Origin of the sequence: Dolichospermum sp. UHCC 0260 (genome assembly GCF_009711985.1) — a bacterium.
Taxonomy (GTDB): domain Bacteria; phylum Cyanobacteriota; class Cyanobacteriia; order Cyanobacteriales; family Nostocaceae; genus Dolichospermum; species Dolichospermum lemmermannii.
Window position 1 is genome coordinate 33,700 of record NZ_VIKZ01000018.1, and the last position, 7,328, is coordinate 41,027.

Sequence of the window (7,328 nt, forward strand, 5' to 3'; positions counted from 1 at the left end):
ATTTTATGAATGAATGGCAATTAAAAACTCCAGTATGTTTTATCATTTTTAACCGTCCCGATGTAACTCAGCGAGTTTTTGAAAAAATTCGTGAAGCTAAACCTCCCAAATTATTGGTTATTGCTGATGGTGCAAGAGCGAATAGAATTGGAGAACAAGAAAAGTGTCTTGCTGCTAGAGCAATTATTCATCAAGTTGACTGGAAGTGTGAAGTATTAACTAATTACTCTGATGTTAATTTAGGTTGTAGAAAGAGAATTTATACTGGACTAGATTGGGTATTTTCTCAAGTTGAAGAAGCAATTATTTTAGAAGATGATTGTCTCCCTGATCCTAGTTTCTTTCGCTTTTGTGAAGAATTATTAGAAGAGTATCGTCATAATACCAAAATCATGTTAGTTTCTGGACAAAATCTTCAGTTTGGACAAAAAAGACGAAATTATAGTTATTATTTTTCTCGTTATAACCATTGTTGGGGATGGGCTACTTGGAAAAGGGCATGGCAATATTATGATGATACTATGGAGCTTTGGCCTCTAGTTAAAAATGAAAATTGGCTATTTGATATTCTCCAAGATGAACAAGCATTTAGATATTGGTCAGCAACTTTCCAAGGTATGTATGAAGGTTTTGATACCTGGGATTATCCTTGGTTATTTGCTTGTTATATAAATCAAGGTTTAAGTGTTTTACCAAATATCAATTTAGTTTCTAATATTGGTTTTGGAAAAGAAGGAACTCATGCAACAGATACAAATAGTATTTTAGCTAATATACCAGTTGAAGAAATGCAGTTTCCTTTAAAACATCCTCCTTTCATAGTCAGAGATACCCAAGCAGATAATTTTACTGAAAGAACTTTTTATAGTGGATCTTTAGCTAAAACACAACAGACTATTAATATCACAGAATTATTGAATAATGCTATTCATTTACTGGATAAAAATACAAATAAAATCAATCTGCAAAATATAACTCTAGTCACCATATCTTCCGTAGAGATAGAACTTACGTTACTAAGCTTAGTAATTTCCAATTTAAACGCAAACTTTAAGAGAGTATTATTCTTTACATCTGAGGAAATTGATCAAAAATACCTCGAACTTTTTCCCCAATTAGAAATTATTAAAATTCATCCTATCAAGAATTTAGTTGAATATAGCAGATTTATAATCAAAGAGCTTAATTCATTTATAGAGACTGAATTTTGCCTAGTTACACAGGGAGATGGTTTTATTATCAATCCTCAGTTGTGGTCAGAGGAATTTTTAAATTATGATTATATTGGCGCACCTTGGCGGAAAAACTCTCATTTAGTTAACTCCCAAGGTCAGACAGTAGATATACTTGACTTAAATAAAAATAGAGTAGGTAATGGTGGTTTTTCTTTAAGAAGTAAAAAATTATTAGAAGTATGCTCACAGTTAGATTTTGATCATATAAAAACATCTTCATTATCAGAAGATTTGATGATCTGTCATTATTTTTATGACTGGTTTAAAGATCAAGGTATTAAATTTGCACCTTTAGAAGTTGCTATTAAATTTAGTTTTGAACAACCCATAGAAGAAATTGAAAACTTCTCTTGGGAAAACACCTTTGGATTTCATGGAAAACCTCATGTTATCTCTGTCCTAAATAAATTATCTCAAGATTTGAATTTAGACTTTTCTTCAGATAATCACGAAAACAGCGATTTTGTCAATGAGTTGAAATTAAGAGATATTAATTTAATCATATTTCCTGATTGGACACAAGCAGAAGATGAACTTGGTTTTGAGTTACAAGAGGTAATTCAAACATTAGCAAATCACCCTGAAAATCAAAAAATTACCCTGATTATCCACACAGGTAATATTGCTATTGAAGATGCAGAAATGTTTTTATCTAGTGTAGCCATGAATCTGTTAATGGAGGATTTAGATATTAGCGATACCATAGATATTTCTCTGGTAGGTAAACTAGGAGATATGCAATGGCAATCTTTATTACCCCGCATTTATGGTAGAGTTATCTTGAGTAATGAAGCTAAAATAAATTTAGCACAAATACCAGTTAGTAACTTAGAAAGTTATCCATTGGATAGTTTGATAAGTCAATTTTAAGCGTCTTAGAAATGTAGGTTGGGTTAAGCAATAGTGCAACTTTTGATTCTTTTTGATAGCTGAAGTCCTTGTATTTCACTCAACCAAGAACCGCTGTATCAAATCCAGTTACTTTTGAAGATACCAATTATCATCTAATAATTGTTCTAAAGAATAGGGACAATTATCAGGGAATAGATTTGATGCTAATCCTGTTTTTTGAACAACAACTTTCAAAGCAACATTGTAAATATGATCTAATTCTTGAACTAACTTATTTTTTAATGTACTAGTTAAGCTATTGTTTAAATCATCTCTAAAAGCGATTATTTCTCCCCGCCAATGCCGATGGTTTCGATCATATTCGTCGTGCCAATATTCTAATAGTAAAATATGAATTATAATTTGTCTTAATAGACTTCTAACTTTGTTTAAATCATTTCTTCCCAAACTTTCTAACTCCTCAATTAAATTTTCTAAGTCTAAGTTTTCTAAATTTTTTGCTTTTAGAAGCTTAATAGTTTCTTCCAACCAGAGATAATCGTCAATTTCATACAGTCTTTGTAGTTGATTTTGTGTTTTATTTAACATAATCACAATCCTTTTTTTGTTAGGATGGGTCATTTATAGCGTTTTCCGCTTTGATGAGGTACAAAGTTGAATCATGAAACTCTTGTGGTGCGGGCATACTTCAACAAGCTCAGTACAAGTCTTGCCCGCTAGATATGTACCTGATAACACCGGTAAGTGCTGTAAAATCAGCCTTTTGATTAAAGATTAACATAATTTCCGGTGCTTTGATTTCCGGCATTGCTGATTTTATGGATGAATATACCTTTGCCACATTTGCTGATACGCATTCTCCATTTCCCGGGCAAATTTCTGACCATTCCATAGGGGTGATGTTTGTCGTGATTTTCGCAGTTTCCAGACAATTTCTTGTCTTAATTTCTCGTCTTTACCCAACCTCACACCCCACTCTACATATTCTTCATCACTCCAAGCAATACCTTCAGTTACACCCACATTCATCATCATTGTATAGCTGTTCCGGGCTGCAAATTGTTCCCCCACTCTTGTCACTATGGGTACACCCATCCATAATGTTTCCAAAGTAGTAGTTGCACCATTATAGGGATAGGTATCTAAAACGATATCTGCAATGGCTAAATTGGCGCGGTGTTCCATCTCTGTAGGTGCAGAGGGTAAAAACCTAAAACATTCTAAATCAAGTCCTTGGGCTTCAGCAAGGGGAGCAATAAAATTTTGCAGATCTTCATGATTGCTGCGAAAACTTTTCAGCAGAAAATAACTATTAGGAACTTGTTTGATAATTTGCATTTGTAACCGGATATTATCGGGATTACGTTTTAATCCAGTTTGAGAACTAAAATAAATAATCCCATCATTAGGAATATCTAAAGATTCTCTACTGATAGTTGGTGTTCCCACAGTAAAGCCATCAATACCAATATAATTTTGCGGGAGTCGCCAAATCTTTTCTGTATAATCATTCTGTGCTGATGCAGGTAAAACATAGTTATCAGCAATAAAATAATCAACCGTCGGGAAACCAGTCGCATCATACCCTAACCAACTAACTTGAATCGGTGCGGGTTTCAAAGCTAAAATAACACAATTACTATAGGAAGTTAAACTATCTAAATCAACTAAAATATCTATTTCATCTTCATTTATTTTATTTGCAACTGTCACTGGCGGCGGGCATAATTGATGAAAATGATCACCAAATTCCTTTTTATAAGCTTGTTGTTGTGGATCATAAATATTCTGGCTTAAAGAATATAAATGAATATCAAATTCTTGGCGATTATGATATTTTAATAACCACCAAGCTAAATAACCGACAGAATGGGAACGAAAACACTCTGATACATAGCCTATCCTTAAAGGACGCTCACTCAAAGCAGGACGAGGTGAATTACAACGCTGTTGATAAATATTGATCTCTTCAGGAAACTCTTTCCAGATCGTTTCTTGACATAGAGCAGCTAATCTATTACGAATTAATCTATTTTCATGGGGATTATCTTCCATGTATAAGAAAAAGTGACCAAATGCTAAAGTTGTATTTATAAATAAACCTTTGCTTTCTGTTTCACTGCTGACAAGATCACATAAAAGTTGTTTATATTTTTGGTATGTTTGTAGAGCTTTTTCTGCACTTTCGAGAGACTCTAAAAATGCTACAAGTAAGCAGTGATTCCCATGTATTTGTCTAATTAGTTCTGGGGAAGTTACTAAATATTTGTTTGCCCAATCAATAGACTCTTGAAGATAACTTCCTCCTAGTGATTGTCCTAGTAATTGTAGGTTAGCAATTATTTTCATAGTAAAATATAGACTATTAGGGTCTAACTGCCAGCCAATTTTGCAAAAATAAATTGATATCCCATGGTTGAAACAAGAATAATAGCTATCAGCTTTACCCATCAATAATCTAATAATGCTTTCAGATTTTATTAAATGGGGTATAAAGGCTTCTACTAATTTATCTATAAAAGTAGGGGGGGTAACTGGCTGAGGACCAAGCAATTCCCCAATCACTTGCACTAATAAATTCTCATCAAAAATAGGAGGTTCTCTTACTTCGGATATAATCGCAATTAATTGATTAATATTCGTTTGCAAGTCTTCAATCTTTAAATCAATATTTAATTCAATTATTTTCAAAAGATTGTTAATATGACCAGGAACAAATTCTCGAATGTGTTGACGAATTACCCAAGCAAATTGAGATTGAGAATCTGTTTCCTGTTGTTGAGCAGCACTTAATAAAATTTCTGTTAATTGCAGTAGCCATTGTTCTGACTCTTCTTCTCCAAATTCTAACATTGGAGTCATCCAGGCTATCTGCGCTTCTTCTTCTCTTCCTGCTAATAACAAAGCTAGTCCTAAATACCAATAATTAGTAACTTCCTGGGGATTTTCTGTAATATTTTGTTCATATTCTTGAATGCTTAATAAGCTTGGGGTAGCAGGAATTTGAGTATTTAAGTTGGTGGTAATCATTGAAAAATTGAACTACTTTTAATTATCTTGTCAATGAATTTTTTGATTAGATTTGTAGGTTGGGTTGAGGAACGAAACCCAACAAATACGTTGAGTTTACGTTGGGTTTTACTTCGTTCAACCCAACCTACGGGAAAATGGCAAAGGTATTGATCTTGTCAATGAATTTTTTGATTAGAGGATGTTTTAAAAGTTTTTAATGTGTAAACAGACCCCTCTCCAAACCTCTCCCCTACCAGGGGAGAAGCTTTAAAAACCCCATTCCCTTGTAGGGAAGGGGGGGAGGGGGGTTAGGTTTTTGGAGATTATGGGTTTCATATAATACTTTTGAAACAACCTCTTAGACATCTGCTGGGAATTAGGCGTTACCTAAAACCTTTGTAGAGACGCGACCTGGGTAGGGATTCTCGTCTCTACAATCTTGCTCTCCAAATGTCTAGTCAGCAGTACCAAAAACTTTATGAGAGAATGACCATACCAGAGGGACAAGCTGTAGGATTATTAGGTACTGTCGGAGCAGTAGTATTCGTCTGCACTCCAGTTGTTTGACAAATGATACTCGGAGCATCACCAGTGGGAGCGGAGATAATAACAGCACCGCTATAGCCTCTGAGAGAAGTCGGATCTAGGGCCGAAGCTGAAATAGTCGCAGTGCTACCGGTAGCAGTAGCCGTTAAAGTATAGTCATAGTTAGCAGTCCTTGTGGCAGTCAGTCCAATTTGTAAAGAGGTAATAGAGGTAGCAAATGCGCCATTTTCTATCCGTTGGGTTTGTTGGGCCTTGTTGACTGAACTAATGGTGGTTTTTGCTTCTGTTTGTTTAGCTTTTGCGGCTTGGTTGATGAAAGAAGGTAGAGCAATAGCGGATAGAATACCGATGATAATAATAACAACTAACAGTTCAATAAGGGTGAAACCTTCGCTATCTTTCTTTTTGCTGAGGATTTGTTGGATGAATTTGGCTTTTAGTTCGGTTTTCATAGGATTTTTCCTTGATTTGGAGTATTGTTCGTTTCTTGATGGAAATAACTTACCCCATTCCGATCAATTTCATATCACTTCCAGGAAAAAACTTTTTTCCCATCTGTTCAACAGTTCTAACTGGGGGTTAAAAATAGGCTAAAATCCTTATATAGACGTACTTTCACTATCTAGAGGCTGAAAATAGACATTGCTACTATCCCTCGTTCCCTGGCTCTACCGGGGAATAGACTCCAAAAAGCTGTGGCTCTACTATACTTGATTCGAGGCAGAGCCTCACATCTACATTCCCAGTCAGAGACTGGGAACGAGTTGAATACTCCCAGTTATTAATATATGACGATTACCAAAAAGCAATCACCAAATTTCTGGAAATTTACGAAAAATCCGAGCCTATCCCAGCGATTAATGCTAATTGGGATTGGTATGACCCTATTTTTCATCTTCTTAGCCTTTTTTGCTCCTGTTTTCCAAAGTTGGGGATGGTTGCAAAATCCCAGAGAGTTTCTCTCTAACCCTATTCATGAACCACCTTCGGCCAAACATTGGTTTGGCACAAGTCGTTTGGGTTATGATGTCTTTTCTCGCAGTGTGTTTGGTGTACAAGCCGCGCTGCAAGTTGTGACTTTAGCAACATCTTTGAGCATGATCATCGGTGTACCATTGGGGATGGTCAGCGGTTATTTGGGAGGAAAATTAGATAAAGCTCTATTATTCCTCATGGATAGTATTTATACTTTACCTGGTTTATTACTGTCAGTAACATTGGCTTTTGTAGTGGGAAGAGGAATCTTAAATGCAGCGATCGCTATTAGTATAGCTTACGTTCCCCAATATTATCGCGTTGTCCGTAACCACACTGTCAGCGTCAAAACTGAAGTATATATAGAAGCTGCACAAGCCATGGGTGCTTCTACCTGGGTTGTCTTATCAAGGTATCTATTTTTCAATGTTATTCAAAGCGTCCCCGTCCTCTTTACCCTCAACGCCGCAGATGCCATCTTAGTTTTAGGCGGGTTAGGATTTTTAGGGTTAGGATTACCCGAAGACGTGCCAGAATGGGGATATGATTTAAAACAAGCTCTAGAAGCACTACCTACAGGCATTTGGTGGACTACCCTGTTTCCTGGTTTAGCAATGACAACTTTAGTTGTAGGGTTATCACTACTTGGTGAGGGGTTGAATGAATTTGTCAATCCTCGTTTAAGAAGAGAAAATAGGTAATTGGTAA

General features: G+C 35.5%; 5 protein-coding genes. 2 read left to right on the forward strand and 3 right to left on the reverse strand.

What is annotated here, in order from left to right:
• Window positions 1–5 precede the first annotated feature (5 nt).
• A complete protein-coding gene (locus FJR08_RS23560; protein WP_254435721.1) occupies window positions 6–2,105 on the forward strand; it encodes a DUF5672 family protein in 2,100 nt (699 codons plus the stop codon).
• Window positions 2,106–2,213: 108 nt separating this feature from the next.
• Here FJR08_RS23560 and FJR08_RS09085 read toward each other — a convergent pair whose 3' ends face one another.
• From FJR08_RS09085 to FJR08_RS23565, 3 genes are all read right to left on the reverse strand, one after another.
• The gene (locus FJR08_RS09085) at window positions 2,214–2,708 is read right to left on the reverse strand and encodes a DUF29 domain-containing protein (RefSeq protein ID WP_254435722.1); all 495 of its coding nucleotides are present in this window, start codon (window positions 2,706–2,708) and stop codon (window positions 2,214–2,216) included.
• A 195-nt stretch (window positions 2,709–2,903) separates the two neighbouring features.
• Window positions 2,904–5,117, reverse strand: a complete 2,214-nt coding sequence (locus FJR08_RS09090) for a hypothetical protein (RefSeq protein WP_174783044.1) — start codon at window positions 5,115–5,117, stop codon at window positions 2,904–2,906.
• A 458-nt stretch (window positions 5,118–5,575) separates the two neighbouring features.
• The gene (locus FJR08_RS23565) at window positions 5,576–6,097 is read right to left on the reverse strand and encodes a type IV pilin-like G/H family protein (RefSeq protein WP_168632945.1); all 522 of its coding nucleotides are present in this window, start codon (window positions 6,095–6,097) and stop codon (window positions 5,576–5,578) included.
• Between the two features lie 336 nt (window positions 6,098–6,433).
• On the opposite strand from FJR08_RS23565, the gene FJR08_RS09100 reads away from it, so the two are divergent.
• Window positions 6,434–7,321, forward strand: a complete 888-nt coding sequence (locus FJR08_RS09100; RefSeq protein ID WP_168632946.1) for an ABC transporter permease — start codon at window positions 6,434–6,436, stop codon at window positions 7,319–7,321.
• Window positions 7,322–7,328: the final 7 nt, after the last annotated feature.